Origin of the sequence: Ancylobacter sp. FA202 (genome assembly GCF_000380205.1) — a bacterium.
Classification (GTDB): domain Bacteria; phylum Pseudomonadota; class Alphaproteobacteria; order Rhizobiales; family Xanthobacteraceae; genus Ancylobacter.
This window is the reverse complement of record NZ_KB904818.1, coordinates 4,633,048-4,647,820: the sequence shown is the minus strand read 5'-3', so window position 1 is coordinate 4,647,820 and position 14,773 is coordinate 4,633,048. Positions and strand designations below refer to the sequence as shown.

Here is a 14,773-nt window from a genome sequence, read left to right as displayed (position 1 = left end):
GCGCCATGCTGCTTGATTTCGCCCGTCTCGGCCCCTGGCGGGTCGCCCTGATCGCCATCGCCCTGCTGGTCGGGGCCTATCTGCTGCTGCCGATCCTGCTGATCGTCGCCTTGTCCTTCGGCTCCTCGCAATGGTTGCAATTCCCGCCGCCCGGCTGGACGCTGCGCTGGTATGAGGACCTGTTCGAGGATCCCGAATGGATCGCCTCCTTCCTCACCAGCTTCCAGATCGCGGTGGTGGTGACGGTGCTGTCGGTGCTGATCGGACTGATGGCCTCCTTCGGCCTGACGCGCGGCACGTTTCGCGGCCGGCAGGCGCTGCGGGCGTTGTTCCTGACCCCGATGATCCTGCCGGTGGTGGTGCTCGCGGTCGCGCTCTACGCCTTCTTCCTGCGGCTGCATCTCAACGGCACGTTTCTGGGCTTTGTTTTGGCGCATCTGGTGATCGCCCTGCCCTTCTCAATCATCGCGATTTCCAATGCGCTGGAACGGTTTGACCGCGATATCGAGACCGCCGCCATCGTCTGCGGCGCGAGCCCGCTGGAAGCCAAGATCCGAGTCACCCTGCCGGGCATCCGGCTGGGTCTGGTGAGCGCGGCGATCTTTTCCTTCCTCGCCTCCTGGGACGAGGTGGTGATCGCCATCTTCATGGCGAGCCCCGATCTCCAGACCCTGCCCGTGCGGATCTTCGGCACGCTGCGCCAGGATCTCTCGCCTGTTATCGCCGCGGTTTCGACGCTGCTGATCGCCCTGACCGCGGCCCTCATGGCGCTTGCCGCCTTCTTCCGCAAGGACGCCCGCTCATGACCTTTTTGGAAATAAGCAATATTTCCAAGACGTTCGGCAAGGTTGCCGCCGTCAATGACGTTTCGCTTGAGATCGCGCGCGGCGAGTTCGTCACTTTTCTCGGGCCCTCCGGCTCGGGCAAGAGCACGACGCTCTACATGATCGCCGGCTTCTTCGAGCCGACGGGCGGCGATGTGCGGCTGGAGGGGCGCAGCATCCTCGCCGAGCCCTCGAACAAGCGGAACATCGGCATGGTGTTCCAGCGCTACACGCTGTTCCCGCACCTCTCCGTCGCCGAGAACGTCGCCTTCCCCCTGCGCGTGCGCCGGTGGCCGGCGGCCAAGATCGCCCGCAAGGTCGAGGAGATGCTGGCGCTGGTGCGGCTGGAGACCTTCGCCGACCGGATGCCGGCCCAGCTCTCCGGCGGCCAGCAGCAGCGTGTCGCGCTGGCCCGGGCGCTCGCCTACAACCCACCGTTGCTGTTGATGGACGAGCCGCTCTCGGCGCTCGACAAGAAACTGCGGGAGGAAATCCAGGACGAGATCCGCCGCATCCACCGTCAGACCGGCGTGACCATCCTCTATGTCACCCACGACCAGGAAGAAGCGCTGAGTCTTTCCGATCGCATTGCCCTGTTCAACCAGGGCCGCATCGAACAACTCGGCAAAGGCCGGGAACTCTACGACGCGCCGCGCACGCGCTTTGTCGCTGATTTCATTGGTCATTCCAACTTCATCGACTGCACCATCACCCGCAGCGAAGGCGAGAGCGCCGACATCGTGCTGCCGGATGGCGGAACCCTGAGCGGCATCTCCCTGCACGGCGCCGCCGTCGCCGGTGCCCGCGCCGGGCTGATGATCCGCCCCGACCGCCTGCACCTTTCGGCTCTCGGGAAGCCGGCGGGACCGGGTATCGACGCCGTCCTCTCCGACGCGACCTTTATCGGCGAGACCTACCATTTTGTTTTCGCCACCGGCTGGGGCGCCAGCGTCAATGTGCGAATTCCCGCCAGCCGTGTGCGACCGGACGACGTCACCATCGGCGCCCGCATGCGGTTGCACTGGGAGGCGGCGGACGCACGACTTTTCAGTCAGTGAGATTGACGCCCCGGCTGAGCGGGCCATAGCCAGTCCGTTTCGCTCCTGCTATTGCCGGGACATGACAGCCGAAGAATTTCAGGACGCCCTCGAAAAGCTCAACGCGACGCCAGCGCGCATCGCCAAGCTCATCGGCGTCGATATCCGCACGGTGCGCCGCTGGAGCACGGGCGCGAAAGTGATTCCGGACAGCGTCGCCGCCCAGCTCGGCGCCATTATCGAGGCCGGTGGCCTGCCGTCAGAGGCGGACAGCCAATCACTGCGCAATAATGAACAGGCGGATCAGCCGGTTTCACGTTTCGTGTGGGTTCAGCGAAGGGATAGCGACCCACATTGGACGGTCGCGGAGCACGACCTTGTTTCCGATGTGTTTTATCTGCCCGGCCGGGTCGAGCGCTTCGTCGCCGACGAGCTTGTGATCGGCCTGCCGCTAACCGTGCCGGAGTGAGTGCGGCTGTCTGACCCGATGGATCGGTCAAGGCGGCAGCTGAGGTCGATGTCGGCTCCTCCGAGGCGTTGTTTGTCGCGTGCGAACCCGCGAAAGGCTTCCTGACCCGGGTCCTGAATGCCGACATTCTCGCGGAGTATGTCCTGTTCCATCTGGATCGCCTGCCGCGCGAGCGCGTAGCGCGTCAGCTCCCCGATGTCCGCCTCTCGTCCTCGACAATCTCATCCCAGCTGCGCCCTCCAGCGAAACGCTCCAGCTGGCGCGTCTGGTCGTCGAGCCGGCGGATTGCGGCAAGCTCCTCGGACTGGCCGAGCTTCGCCTTGCGCACCGCTGATTTCATCACGTCGATGGTGTGATCATAGACCCTTAGCGGCACCGGGAAGGGATGGCGGTCCTTGCCGCCATGCGCATAGGAAAAGCGTGCGGGGTCGGAGAAGCGACAGGGCGCCCCGTGGACCACTTCCGCCACCAGGGCGAGCGCCTCGACCGTGCGTGCGCCGACGCCCGGCACCAGCAGCAGTTCGGCAAAGTCCTGCGGCCCGCGATCAGTGGCTGCGGCGAGCGCCGCCTGCAGGCGCGGCAGCACCACGTCCTTCGCGCGCACATCGTGATGCGCCGGCATGACGAGGTGTGGCAGTTCGAGTTGGTCGCTTGCGGGCGCCGCCTTCTGCACCTTCGCGCCGTCCAGCCCCGCAAAGGTGCGGGCGATCGCGTCCGGTCCGAGATGTTCCAGCAGGTCCAGCTGCCCGCTGCGGGAGGGCGCGGCGCGGGCATCGGCGAGGTTGACGATGTCGCCCTGATGCGGGCCGTCGACGGCGGCATGGGGGTCGTCGAGAAAACTCTTCAGCCCTTCCGAAAGCCAATGGTAGCGCCGCGCCTGCCCGCGCGCGTCGTTCATTCCCTGCTGTACCACCACCCAGTGCCCGTCATCGGTGACGATGAAGCCGTGCAGATAGAGATCGAACCCGTCCTGCACGGCGGCGCTGTCGATCTTGGCGACAAGGCGGCTTGCTCGGCCCAGGGCCTCGCCGTCGCAGCCTGTGCGTTCGCCGAAGGCCATCAGTTCCTGCGGCGTCTTGCGCGAATGCCGGCCGCGCCCGCCGCAGACATGGATGCCCAGCTCGCCCTCGAGCGGCTGCAGGCCGCGCTTGAGCGCGCCGATGACGCTCGTGGTGATGCCGGAGGAGTGCCAGTCCATGCCCATGACGGCGCCGAAGGACTGGAACCAGAACGGATGCGCCATCCGGCGCAGGAATTCGTCGCGGCCATAGTGATGCACGATGGCCTCACTGATCACCGCGCCAAGCTTGGTCATGCGCTCCGCCAGCCAGGGCGGCACACGGCCGGTGTGAAGGGGCAGATCGGCGCTTCCGGTGCGACGGGACATGGCTCTCTCAATAGCCCACGCGCGAGGTGGCCGGAAGCACCGTCAGCGGACGGCGGCGCCGGCTCAGGCGGTGCCGATCCCGCGTGTCATCAGCCGGAACAGCCGTTGCGAGAACGCGGTCGCGTCGGCCGGCCGCTCGCCGTCGAGCACGTGGGCCGTGTCGAGCAGAAGATGCGCGACATCCGCCCGGGTGGCGTCGTCGGTATTGCCGGCGAGGCCGATGATCATGGCGTGTGTGGGGTTCACTTCGAGGATCGGCTTGGCCGCGCTGCCAAGTCGACCCGACGCCGCGAGGAAGCGCTCATATTGCCTGTCCGGTCCATTCTCGGCGGCAACGAGGCACACGGCACTGTCGGTGAGGCGGTCAGAGGCCCGCACATCGGCCACTTCCGCGCCCAGCAGCTCCTTCATTTCGGCGATGAGCCCGCTGACCTCCGCGCTGGCCCCGACCGAGGGCGGCGTGTCCTTGTCGAGGAGCGGAATAAGGCCGAGATCGGCACTGCCCTGTGTCACCGATCGGAACGGCTTGCCCTCGTAGTCGAGCCCTCCCGCTACCCAGAACGCATCGACCGGATCGGCGAGGAGCAGCACCTCGATGCCGCGTGCGCGGAAGCCTTCCAGATGCGGCGAACTCGCGATGCGAGCCGCGTCGTCACCGGTAATGATGTAAATCGCGGTTTGGTTCTCCTTCAGTCCCGCAACATAGTCCTTGAGGCTGCGCGTGCCCTCGCCGGAGGCGGTGGTCTTGAAGCGGGCGAGGTTTAAGAGCTGCTCGCGGCGCTCGAAATCCTCATAGAGGCCCTCCTTGATGACCGCGCCGAAATTCTCCCACACCCTGCCGAACGCTTCCGCATCCTGCTCGGTGAGCTTGGCGAGATCCGCGATCACGCGGTTGGTGAGCCCCTTGCGGATCGCGCCGAGCAGCGGGCTGTCCTGGATCATTTCGCGCGAGACGTTGAGCGGCAGGTCGGCGCTGTCGACCAGGCCGCGCACGAAGCGAAGATAGCGCGGCAGAAGCTCGGCGTCGTCGGTGATGAAGACGCGCTTCACATAGAGCTTGATCCGACCCTTGCGGTCGGCGTCGAACAGGTCGAACGGGCGCGCGCCCGGCACAAAGGCCAGCGCGGTGTATTAATGCCGGCCCTCGGCGCGGAAATGCACGGTGAGCGCCGGCTCGTCATATTGCCCCGCGACGCTGCGGTAGAAGTCGGTGTATTCCTGCGCCGTGATCTCGGATTTGGCGCGGGTCCACAGCGCGGCGCCGTCCGACAGCGCGGCCGCATCCGCACCGGGCTTCTCGATGAAGCGGATGGGCACCGGCACGTGGCCGGACTGTTCCTTGACGATGCGCTCCAGCGTCCAGCGCTCGGCATAGCTCTTGGCGTCGTCGGTGAGATGGAGCACGACCCGCGTCCCCCGTGCGGGGGCTGCGTCGAGGGCGACCGGCGCGACGGAGAATTCGCCTTTGCCGTCCGAGGACCAGAGCCACGCCTCGTCGCTGCCGGCGCGGCGGCTGACCACATCCACCTTCGCGGCAACCATGAACGCGGAATAGAAGCCGACGCCGAACTGGCCGATGAGCTGGGCGCCCTCCTTACCGCTTCCTTGGCTCTCGGCCGAGGCGATGCGATCGATGAAGCTGCGCGTGCCGGAGCGGGCGATGGTGCCGAGCGCCTCGATCATTTCATCCCGGCTCATGCTCATGCCGCTATCGGCGATGGTTAGCGTGCCGGCCTCCGGATCAGCCGAGAGGGTGATGGCGAGCCCGGCGTCGGCGCCCAGCAGTTCGGGGAGGGTAATCGCCTCATAGCGCAGCTTTTCGCAGGCATCGGCGGCGTTCGAGATCAGTTCCCGCAGGAACACGTCGCGGTCGGAATAGACCGAATGCACCATCATGTGCAGCAGACGGGAAACGTCGGCCTCGAAAGGGCGGCTCTCAAAGGTCTCGGTGGTCATGGCGAACCGTCACATGGATGAACGAGGCGCCTGAGATGGCGACACCGGCGCCAGAGATCAAGACGCGCGATGGCCCGCGGCGACGCTGAAGCGTCTTTGGCAGCCGAGCGCCAAACGCAGCCCCTCGAATCGACCCCGACACGGGACATTCGGGCGGGACCGCCGCGCCCGACGTCGGGTCCTCCGCCTAGGTCATCAAGGGCGAGCGGCTGCTTGCCCTCACTCGGTCTCTAGCGGAAGATCGGCGGGCGTCGGCGTGCCCAGCTTGGAACTGAAACTGGCGGGCCGTGAACGACCAAGAAGAGAACTATGTGTTCGCTATAGCCCTATGACGCATCCTGACCCATACCTGCCCCTCGCCGCCTTTCAGCGACGTCCGCTTTGCGCCCCGATCTCGGACGTTCGGTAGCCTGAAACGTGATCCCGGAAGCCGCCACTCGTGATATGGAATCGTAAGCGATTACACCAATAGGGAGGACGCCCGACTTGCCTCGCCGACCGCCCCCTATTGTGGCTTACAAAGCGCCCCCCGTTCTGCACACGAGCGGGACAGAGGAAGACATTCTCCATATGATAGCGCGTCACTACGCGGTCGCTGCGGGCTTCTTCCACGAATGTGCGGAGAAATCCGGGCACGACACGGCGATGCTCACGCGAACAGACAAGGATATCATTGCGATCAATATTGAGCCGGATTAGCAGGTGATCGTGTCCTACACGGTGTAAAGCACGCCAATCACCTGTCGGGCGGAGAGGAAGCGAGGGACTTCATTTGCGCCATCGTCTTCCGCGAGCGAAATCACCAGAGAGCTTCCAAGCCCGCCAACACTCTCGAACTGCCAGAGCTTCCCCTGCGTGCCCGGCACGCGCTGGCCAATTCGTTTGAAAACGCTGCTGCCATTGTCGAGGCAGAGGGCGACAAGGGCACCCTCCATGTGAGCAAGCTGTTCCTTGGGGACAATGTCGCCCCCGAGGACTACCTGCCCCGGCAGGGCCAACGGGACGCCGCTTTCCTCACGCACCCGATATGCTGACTTCACGTGCGACAAGCTCGTAGCAGTGATTTCAGTTGCCTCGCCTTTGCCGACCGGCGGGACAGGGCGCTCGGTGAGCATTCCGACGATCCGGTGAAGCACGACATCATGTGCATTGAACACCAGCGTCGGCTTCGACTCGCGTGGATCAGGTGCCTCCGCCGCGAGCGCTATCTCGGCGCTATTGGCAGGACGAAAAAGGCGCCGCGCCAGCAGATGACCCTTCTGCCGGGCTATTACGAGGTTATGGTCGCGTCCATCATAGGGCGTACACTCGACGATGGCGATGCAGCCATCAGGCACGGAGAAGCCGAGGTTATTCTTACGAATATAGAAGAAAGCCTTATCGCCGAACCATGAAGCATCGAACCAGTCGGTCTCCGAATCCTGCGTAAAACCGTCAGGCGCATGCGTACTGAATGCGGCAAGGTCTGGATGGATTACCACTTTGATCTGCGGGGCACTCACGGATTTGAACGGCACAACATTGGTGGCCCGGTCCTGACTTTGGATCGGCTCACTCCACCGCCAATGACGAAACTCGACATGCATGCGTTCGGCCAACGCACGCACCACGTCTAGCTGCTCGGCGACAGCGAAGATGTCGCCGGCGCTCAACGAAGCCTTGTTGTGGTGGGACGTATTGAGGACTCGAAGACATTCCGCGCCTTGTGCAAGGGCCTTGCACTCGCAGAAAGCTTTTGTGGCCTTCCCTCGGAAAAGCGCGTTCGGCGGTTGATTGACGAGGCTACGAAGATGGCCAAGGTGATCCGCCAACGTCGGATTCTTCGAACTCGCCGCGTAGGCCGGATACGCGGGATCGTCGAACAGATCGGCCAGCCGAGCCTCTAAAAAGATGCGGACTTCGTTGGCATAATCTTGCGCCATCGACGCATTGTCTTTGTCCTCCAGATAAGCGTCGCGCTTACGATCCAGATCTTCCAGAGCGGCAGCCGTTCCAACCATCGGGCGCGAGGAATTGACGGGGTGCACGCTGCGGTGTTCGATGCGGGCATATGTGCGCCCTGCCGCCACGGTCATTCGCGCAAAGTTTCGGTCGTAGGTGGCGATCAGCAGTTGCCCGCCCGCGCCCACGAGCTCTGGGATCAGTCGCGCCAGCTTTTCCCGATTGTCGAGATCCAACAATTCCTGCGGATCATCAAAAATCAGTGTCGTGATCCCGCCCCGCTCCGTAAGCACATGCTCCCAAAAGGCTAAGTAGAACCCCATCAAGTTTGCTCGCAGGGCAGACGCATTCGAAATGTGCTGCGCGGGCGCGGTCGCCTTTTCGAAGCCAATGTGAATATCGAGGACGCCTTTGGCATCCATGGCGGTGTCGCGCAGGGCATGTCCTGCCATCGGAAATGAGTTCCGGTAGCAGCGATCACGCCAATAAGTGGTGCGTGCATGCAGTTTCCGTCGCAGGGTATCGACCTGTCTTTCAGCGAGCGACCCCAGCTTCGTAATGCCTTCCAACGCATCCGCAGCACGGGCGTAAAGTGCTAGGTGGTCCTCTTTCAACCGCCTCGCGTTCAACTGCGTGGTGAGCCGTGCGCATAAGTCGAGCGCCGTGTTGAGAGGTGCGACGCCTTTAACGATAGAGTTCAGGGCCTCAAGTTTTTGCGCAATGGGTGTGGTGTCGACCACGGTCGCAACGGGCCCGCCTGTACCTTTTAGGATCGCCAACGTGACATCGGCGACTGCGGATTGATGAGCGTCGCGCCACTTTGCAAACGCTTCGGCACGCACCAGGCGTTGCATGGTCTCAGTCAGCGCTACGCCAGCCGCACCGAGGTCTGCGGGGAGCGCCTCGACCACAGGTTCGATGAACGGCGGCAGGTTGGGAAGATGCTTATCGCAAAGGGCGGCGACACCCGGCTTCAACGCTGCCAACGTGCCCTGAAAGGCGACCGTCTCAAAGAGCTCCTGTGTCAACGCCGCGCGAATAAGGTCACCGGGATGTCCGGGTAAATCCCGCCGCAGTTCCGGCTGGAGCGCTTCGTGGCTTTTGCTGGTAAGCGCTCCACCCCAGTTTGCAGCCCATCTCTGAATACTCAGGGCAAGCAACGCCTGTTCCGATTCAGTCACCTCGGAAAGGTGCTGAGAGACTGATTTTTGCGTTACCGGGTCGAGGACACCGTCGAGCGACCGGCTGCAAACCACACAAGCAGCCGGGTCATGGTCATCACCTTCAGCCATCCACCCGGCCACACGAGCATACAGCGTCTTGCGCCGGGAAAGCGCGGGCGTCGCCGTGAGTTCAGCCAGAACTGCGCCTTCGGCGCGAATCTGCTGCACCAGTGCATCGACCGTATGCCAGTCGGACGGGGTCAGCTCGGCCAAGTCACGCACACGCTTGACGCTCGCCAGTTGTCCGAGCGATTTAAGTTGTCCCTGCGCCGGACCGATGCCCGCCTCTAGGCCATCGCGGGCCGCCTTGCTGGTCGGATCAAAGCCTTTGCCCAAGATCGTCTGTGCATCGGCAAGTGCCGACGTCTTCAGCGTGTCGAAGTGCTGAACCAGCGCCTCAATCTTCGATTCCACATCCTTCGCATCGGACGGCGTCGGCAGCGGGTCAGGAGGCAACATCGTTGGAAACTCGTCGATCTGCTTTTGCAGGTCCCCTAGTGCCTCCATGAACCGTGAATCTGCCGCGTCGATTTCCTTTGTCCGGTCCTTCTTAAGATCGCCGTTCAGCTTCTCGCGCGATTTCGCGGCATGCTTCGCAAGGCTCGCGACGTCAGCCAGACCAGTCAGCTTGGCCGCAGCCTCGCCAAGGTCGGATGGCGAGCCAACTTTGATGTATTGCAGAAGAGCTGGCATCGTGGTCCCAATCCGCAGCGCGATCGGATCGACGCCCAGAGTGTCGAAACCGGAAAGCGTTTCGGTGATCTTTCCTCTCGGACCGCGTAGCTGCGTGCGCCTGACGGGTGCGACAGGCTGGCCATCTTGATCGATGAAGGTCAGCTCGACCCAGCTATCGATATGAACCGGCTTTCCTACAGGTGGCACATAGTATTTGGGGTCTGGTAGCGGCGTGATCGGCGTAAGTGCATGGCTACTCGTTTCATCGTTGCCATTCACATCGCGCACAAACAGCCCGTCGAATTCTTCTTGCCCGCTCTCCGGGCGCCGCTGCGGCCTGAGAATCTCACCCGTCAAACACCAGACCACCGTGTTCAGTAGGGATGTCTTGCCCGCTCCATTCCAACCATCGAATAGCGTGATCGGCTCGCGTGGCTCGAAGACGAAATCTACTGGCGGGGTTTCCGCCGTCCCGTACGCGTGTACGCCTGCAAACCGGTGCGCGACGATCTTTGCGAGCCGCAGCCGCCGACCCGCTTTCGCCGCTGTTGGGGCGGGAGGCTGTGGGACGGATGGTTTGGTTAGAACGGAAGCCACCATGGCTTCAACGTCGACCGTCATCACGTTGCCCGCCCACTTGGACCTGTTCAGTCGGTACCAATTCAGGACCGCAGGACTGTCGACATTCGTTAGTGAAAACTCGGTGCCTGACTCGTCGACCGAAATGCTTGCCCCCCCGATCAGATCAGCGAACAAGCTATCAATGGTCTGGAGATGCAAGGGCCGCTTGATGGGAGTGGTTTCGGACATGCTTACGCCGCGTTGGTTAAACAATGACAGTTTGATGCCAAGCAATAACTTTAGCCGAAGCTCAATTCGCCCGCCATGGCAATCGAAAACAGCAAATAGATGTTCCTGCTCGAAAGAATGTGTCCTATCGTACTTAGTCCAGAGACTTGAACGTAAAGCCGCGGGCAAACGATCACTGGGTGAACGCCATGCGCTGGCAGGGCTCACACGGACGCTCGGCCGACTACTGATGCGTCGCGCCTTCACGCACCGCATCCACCGCACGCTCTTGAAGATCGACCAACAGAGTTTTCGACATGCCCGCAGCCTTGACCTTCACGAGGGAGTTCCGATTCAATCATGTCGGCCTACGCTCTAGTAGATTGCCGACGTCTGCAATGGGGTCGCCTGCGGACCGGCAGGATCGGGGTGGGAAACGGACTGGCGGCTATTGGACGACGAGAAGGAGTTAACCGACATTCGGTAGACTTGCGCGAGGTCAAAGCAATTGCCGTTGAAGTTAATGATTCCGGCAAGGAGGAGGCATCAGTACGCTGTTAGCGTCAAGGCTACTCAAAACTCACCGCAGAAAAGCTGTCAATAAATGCGAGCCGAGCTATCGGGTCACCGCGCCCGATATGCGACCGACCTAGAGGTTTGACGGCGATGGATAATCCAACACCATTGCCACCGCTAAGTTGCTTTCCAGTCATTACCCCCGGCACAACAGCCAGATTCGGGATGTCGTGACCGGGTAACACGAGAATCAGCTGTGAATCATCGCAGTGGATATCAAGACCGAGACGCCATTCCCAAGTGTTCTCGCCATTTGGGAGAAACATCGCTTCCCAATGGTCGCCGGATTTGAAGTCGAACCGTCGAAAACCTGTAGCTGATCGAAATCCGATGAAGGCCGACTGTCGGCGCCAAACTTCGACGATTCCGTTCTCGCTGGCGAAGCGTGCAAGCTCAGCTTCTTCACAATGAAATTGAATCTCATCCAGCTGATCAAAGGTCACGTCGACCGGACTTTGCAGAACCAGAAGGTGCTTTGCTGCGGTGACAAATGGACCGCATCGTCGCGACGACCGTACTGTCTTTAGAAACCGAAAGTCGGTCAGCCTCTCCTGCTCAGCTACAGAGACAGGAGATGGTCTGATTGACCAAGGATATTTCTGCGAAAGACGTATCACGAGCTACCGAACATACAACGAAACGCTGCACGGGCCGGCTCCAACAGGGACATCCCTGATTGCAGGCTCAGCCTCCCTGAACGACGTCAATCCAGCGCTGAAAGAAAAGAACGATACTGCGTTTCCCTGCCGCAACGTCTTTGTTCTGTCGAATGCAGACGTGAAAAGTGTACCGCTATCTGCGTCGAACAAAAGGCCGCGAGGGCCAGAGCCACTTGATAACCTTTTAACAACCTCTCGCGAGCGCAGGTCGATCACAGCCACCTCGCTCGAATTCTCCAAAGAAACGAAGGCAGTTTGTGAGTCTGGCGTGTATGCCGTACCACGAGCGCCCTTCTCGCCAACATTGATCTGAGCTTCAACTGAATCGGTGGCAACCGAGATCAGGGAGACGTATCCAACTTGATTGTTAGCAGCAATGACCCATTGACCGTCTGGCGAGACGGCAGAACTGTAAGGAAATGCGCCGTCACCGACAGCAATTTGAGCAATTTCTGAAATGCTATTGAGATCTCTCCCACCCGAAGCGAGCTCTCCCAATGAGATTTTTGAAACATATTGCCCAACCGAAATTGGAACATAGCCATATTTACCATCCGGCGTAACATCGGGATGCCGGGGCTCTCTTCCAACGCCGAGTCTATGAAATTCGTGTCTGTCTTCGACATTTACAAATGAAACAGTATTATCGCCAGCATTGGAAACAATAAGTGTCTTGCCTCCTGGCAGAAGGGCGCATCCGATCGGTGCTACTCCTACAACAATGCGATCAACCTCGGTCAGTGAGTAAGCGTCGATCACGGATAACGTATTTCCCGCGTGATTTGTCACAAAACCGATGCCAGATTTCGTGAAGCGCACCGCTCCACGAGGGCCGTTACCTACCGGAATAACAGCCACACGTTCAGCGTCATTCCCCGTTACATTTAGGACTGTGATAGTGCCACTATCTGTGTCAGTCGAAAATAGAAGCTTTTCCAATGACGCCTCCCTAATCACAACGTTTGTTTCTTGATCTCCCAATACAAGCATACTGCAAATCAAGAGATAGGGAAAATCGAATCTTTTTGTGGGGGTACCGACGGCACAGCCGCTGGTGGGGAAGCGGCTGTAATGGTGGCCCTGACGGTCTTCATGTGCAAGGTCCGGTTTCAGGCGCGAGGGTCGCTTTTACCAATGACCGTATTGGGGTCGGTTGCAGAACGGCGGCTATCTGCATGGCGGCAGCCAAAACCGGCCAGTCCGCTCCCGGCCCGAAACGGCCATTCGCAGTCGTCGAACGTTCTGTTTCTGGCGCATTATGCCATCAGGCGTCCTGCATTGGAGCGAACAGAGCGCGATTTGCGGTGATCAGGCGGGCGATGGCGTCGATCGTTTCGCGCACGCCGGGCCTGTTCCGGTCCTCACCGTGCACGACCAGCCATTGCTCGTGGGAAATCTCCTCGATCACCGGCCCCGTCCTGATCAGGCGCTCATGGGCAGCGCCGACGAAGCACGGCAGGACCACCTGCCCGGCGCCGGCCAGCGCCAGATCGAGAAGCGAACGTGGGTTCGACACTTCCATGTGGATGTGCGCGCGTCGATGGCTTCGCACCCAGCGTGCGGATGGGGTGTCGACCGTGCAGGCGATCCAGTCGTCGCGTACCGAGCCGTTGTTCAGGGCATACGGTGCGAAGGTCACCGTCGCCGTGCGTCGCACCGCCAATCCCGGTTCGGAGGAGCGCTGGTTGCGGATGCCGATCAGCGCTTCACGCCGGCCTATATTGTGCCGCTCCTCCGCTGCGCTGAAGACAAGGTTGCTTCTGGCCGCATCCAGCGCGTCGATGTGCCGGGTTAGGAACCAGGTCATCCAGGTTCCAGCCGAGATGCGGATGGGCAATCCAGCGTCCCGCTCGGAGGAATCTCGCACCATATCGAGAATGCGCCCCTCCACCGCTTCGGCCTGCGCGAGACGTTTCTTGCCAGCTTCCGTCAGCGCATAGCCGCTTGGCAGACGACGAAACAGTTCCTCGCCGAGAGCACGCTCCAGATCGACGATATGGCGCCCCAGTGTCGCAGAGCTCTGCCCGGTAGCCTTCGCCGCCGCCGCAAGCCCGCCGGTCCGTGCGACGGCCAGAAAGATCCGAAGGTCCGACCAGTCGAACGTCGTTTCATCCATGAACAGGGCCTTTCATTCCCGGCGGCTGCACCAGCCGGCGGCGGCGTCGCAATTTCCCGAACCACGCGGAAGGGAGCTTGCGGAAATATGACATCAAGACTGCAAACGGCACCACGCATCGGCATGGGCTGCTGGGCCATCGGAGGCCCGTTTTGGTTCGGCGAGATCGCGGCCGGATATTCCGGCGCGGACGATGTCGAATCCGTGCGGGCCGTCCATGCCGCGTGGGACCACGGGATCCGGGTGTTCGACACCTCCGCCGTCTATGGCGCCGGCCATTCCGAGCGGCTTCTAGGCAAGGCCCTGGTGGGACGGGATGATGCCGTAATCGTCTCCAAATTCGGTCATTCGATCGATGCCGCGACGAGGCAGCTGACGGGCCCGCGCTTCGATCCGGCCTATGTGCGCGGATCGGTCGAGCAGAGCTTGGCGCGCCTCGGCCGGGATCATATCGACGTCATGCTGCTGCATCTCAACGACCTCCCGGTCGCGGACGCCGAACCAGCCTTTGAAACGCTTGAGTCCTTCGTGGCGGTCGGGGCCATCGGCAGTTATGGCTGGAGCACGGATTTTCCTGCAAGCGCCGGGGCCATGGCCCGCCGCCTTGGCTTTTCGACGGTACAGCATTCCATGAACCTGTTCTTCGACGCGCCGTCCATGTGCCGGGTGGCGACGGAGCGCGGCCTGACCCAGCTCATCCGCTCGCCGCTCGGCATGGGCGTACTGACGGGGAAGTTCGATGATGGGCGCTGCGTACCAAGCGGGGACGTGCGCGCCGGCCCGGCGGACTGGCAGGGCTATTTCGATGCCGGGCGCCCGCGCGCGGATCTGGCGCGGCAGATGGCAGCCGTTCGCGAACTGCTCACGATAGGAGGTCGAACGCTGACTCAGGGCGCCCTGTGCTGGTTGCTAGCGAAAGGCCCCATGATCTTGCCGATTCCGGGCGCCAAGACTGCCCTCCAAGCAACCGAGAACGCCGAAGCCATGGCTTTCGGCCCACTGCCGGAGAGCGTGATGGAGGAAATCGAGACTGTCCTCCAGCGCCCAACGGAGGGACCTCCGCACCCACGATGATAGTGAGAAGCGTCAACCAAAGCGGAGGGGCCGTCGCCCCGGAACTG

Annotated in this window: 9 protein-coding genes and 1 pseudogene; 4 read left to right on the top strand and 6 right to left on the bottom strand. The window is 61.8% G+C overall.

Translation table 11 applies throughout. The features are described from left to right. Positions 1-5: 5 nt before the first annotated feature. The 3 genes from A3M1_RS0121670 to A3M1_RS0121660 all read left to right on the top strand — a co-directional run bounded on the left by A3M1_RS0121670 (position 6) and on the right by A3M1_RS0121660 (position 2,330). Complete coding sequence (locus tag A3M1_RS0121670) at positions 6-806, top strand: ABC transporter permease (protein WP_018391081.1); 801 nt, start codon at positions 6-8, stop codon at positions 804-806. Then, a complete protein-coding gene (locus A3M1_RS0121665) occupies positions 803-1,882 on the top strand; it encodes an ABC transporter ATP-binding protein (protein ID WP_018391080.1) in 1,080 nt (359 codons plus the stop codon). Before A3M1_RS0121670 ends, A3M1_RS0121665 begins: the two co-directional genes overlap by 4 nt. Before the next feature lie 61 nt (positions 1,883-1,943). Continuing rightward, positions 1,944-2,330 (top strand): DNA-binding transcriptional regulator, encoded by a 387-nt coding sequence (locus A3M1_RS0121660; protein ID WP_018391079.1) that lies wholly within the window; start codon positions 1,944-1,946, stop codon positions 2,328-2,330. A gap of 184 nt (positions 2,331-2,514) precedes the next feature. Here A3M1_RS0121660 and A3M1_RS0121655 read toward each other — a convergent pair whose 3' ends face one another. The 6 genes and pseudogenes from A3M1_RS0121655 to A3M1_RS0121630 all read right to left on the bottom strand — a co-directional run bounded on the left by A3M1_RS0121655 (position 2,515) and on the right by A3M1_RS0121630 (position 13,652). Then, complete coding sequence (locus tag A3M1_RS0121655; protein WP_018391078.1) at positions 2,515-3,717, bottom strand: DUF763 domain-containing protein; 1,203 nt, start codon at positions 3,715-3,717, stop codon at positions 2,515-2,517. Positions 3,718-3,780: 63 nt separating this feature from the next. Next, positions 3,781-5,673, bottom strand: a pseudogene (gene htpG / locus A3M1_RS26975) (molecular chaperone HtpG). Positions 5,674-6,386: 713 nt separating this feature from the next. Then, positions 6,387-10,322, bottom strand: a complete 3,936-nt coding sequence (locus A3M1_RS0121635; protein WP_018391074.1) for an ATP-binding protein — start codon at positions 10,320-10,322, stop codon at positions 6,387-6,389. Between the two features lie 548 nt (positions 10,323-10,870). Beyond that, the gene (locus A3M1_RS26550) at positions 10,871-11,320 is read right to left on the bottom strand and encodes a hypothetical protein (protein WP_156029577.1); all 450 of its coding nucleotides are present in this window, start codon (positions 11,318-11,320) and stop codon (positions 10,871-10,873) included. Between the two features lie 177 nt (positions 11,321-11,497). Next, positions 11,498-12,475: a beta-propeller fold lactonase family protein gene (locus A3M1_RS26545; protein WP_156029579.1), complete on the bottom strand. Its 978-nt coding sequence runs from the start codon at positions 12,473-12,475 to the stop codon at positions 11,498-11,500. Positions 12,476-12,800: 325 nt separating this feature from the next. Beyond that, positions 12,801-13,652: a LysR family transcriptional regulator gene (locus A3M1_RS0121630; protein WP_018391072.1), complete on the bottom strand. Its 852-nt coding sequence runs from the start codon at positions 13,650-13,652 to the stop codon at positions 12,801-12,803. Positions 13,653-13,775: 123 nt separating this feature from the next. Between A3M1_RS0121630 and A3M1_RS0121625 the strand changes: the two genes are divergently transcribed. Continuing rightward, positions 13,776-14,726, top strand: a complete 951-nt coding sequence (locus tag A3M1_RS0121625; protein ID WP_018391071.1) for an aldo/keto reductase — start codon at positions 13,776-13,778, stop codon at positions 14,724-14,726. Positions 14,727-14,773: the final 47 nt, after the last annotated feature.

What these genes read in the sequence shown, in the direction of transcription:
- A3M1_RS0121655 (WP_018391078.1), bottom strand. Translation starts at nt 3,717, where the DNA reads ATGTCCCGTCGCACCGGAAGCGCCGATCTGCCCCTTCACACCGGCCGT.
- A3M1_RS0121630 (WP_018391072.1), bottom strand. Translation starts at nt 13,652, where the DNA reads ATGGATGAAACGACGTTCGACTGGTCGGACCTTCGGATCTTTCTGGCC.
- A3M1_RS0121660 (WP_018391079.1), top strand. Translation starts at nt 1,944, where the DNA reads ATGACAGCCGAAGAATTTCAGGACGCCCTCGAAAAGCTCAACGCGACG.
- A3M1_RS0121625 (WP_018391071.1), top strand. Translation starts at nt 13,776, where the DNA reads ATGGGCTGCTGGGCCATCGGAGGCCCGTTTTGGTTCGGCGAGATCGCG.
- A3M1_RS0121635 (WP_018391074.1), bottom strand. Translation starts at nt 10,322, where the DNA reads ATGTCCGAAACCACTCCCATCAAGCGGCCCTTGCATCTCCAGACCATT.
- A3M1_RS0121670 (WP_018391081.1), top strand. Translation starts at nt 6, where the DNA reads ATGCTGCTTGATTTCGCCCGTCTCGGCCCCTGGCGGGTCGCCCTGATC.
- A3M1_RS0121665 (WP_018391080.1), top strand. Translation starts at nt 803, where the DNA reads ATGACCTTTTTGGAAATAAGCAATATTTCCAAGACGTTCGGCAAGGTT.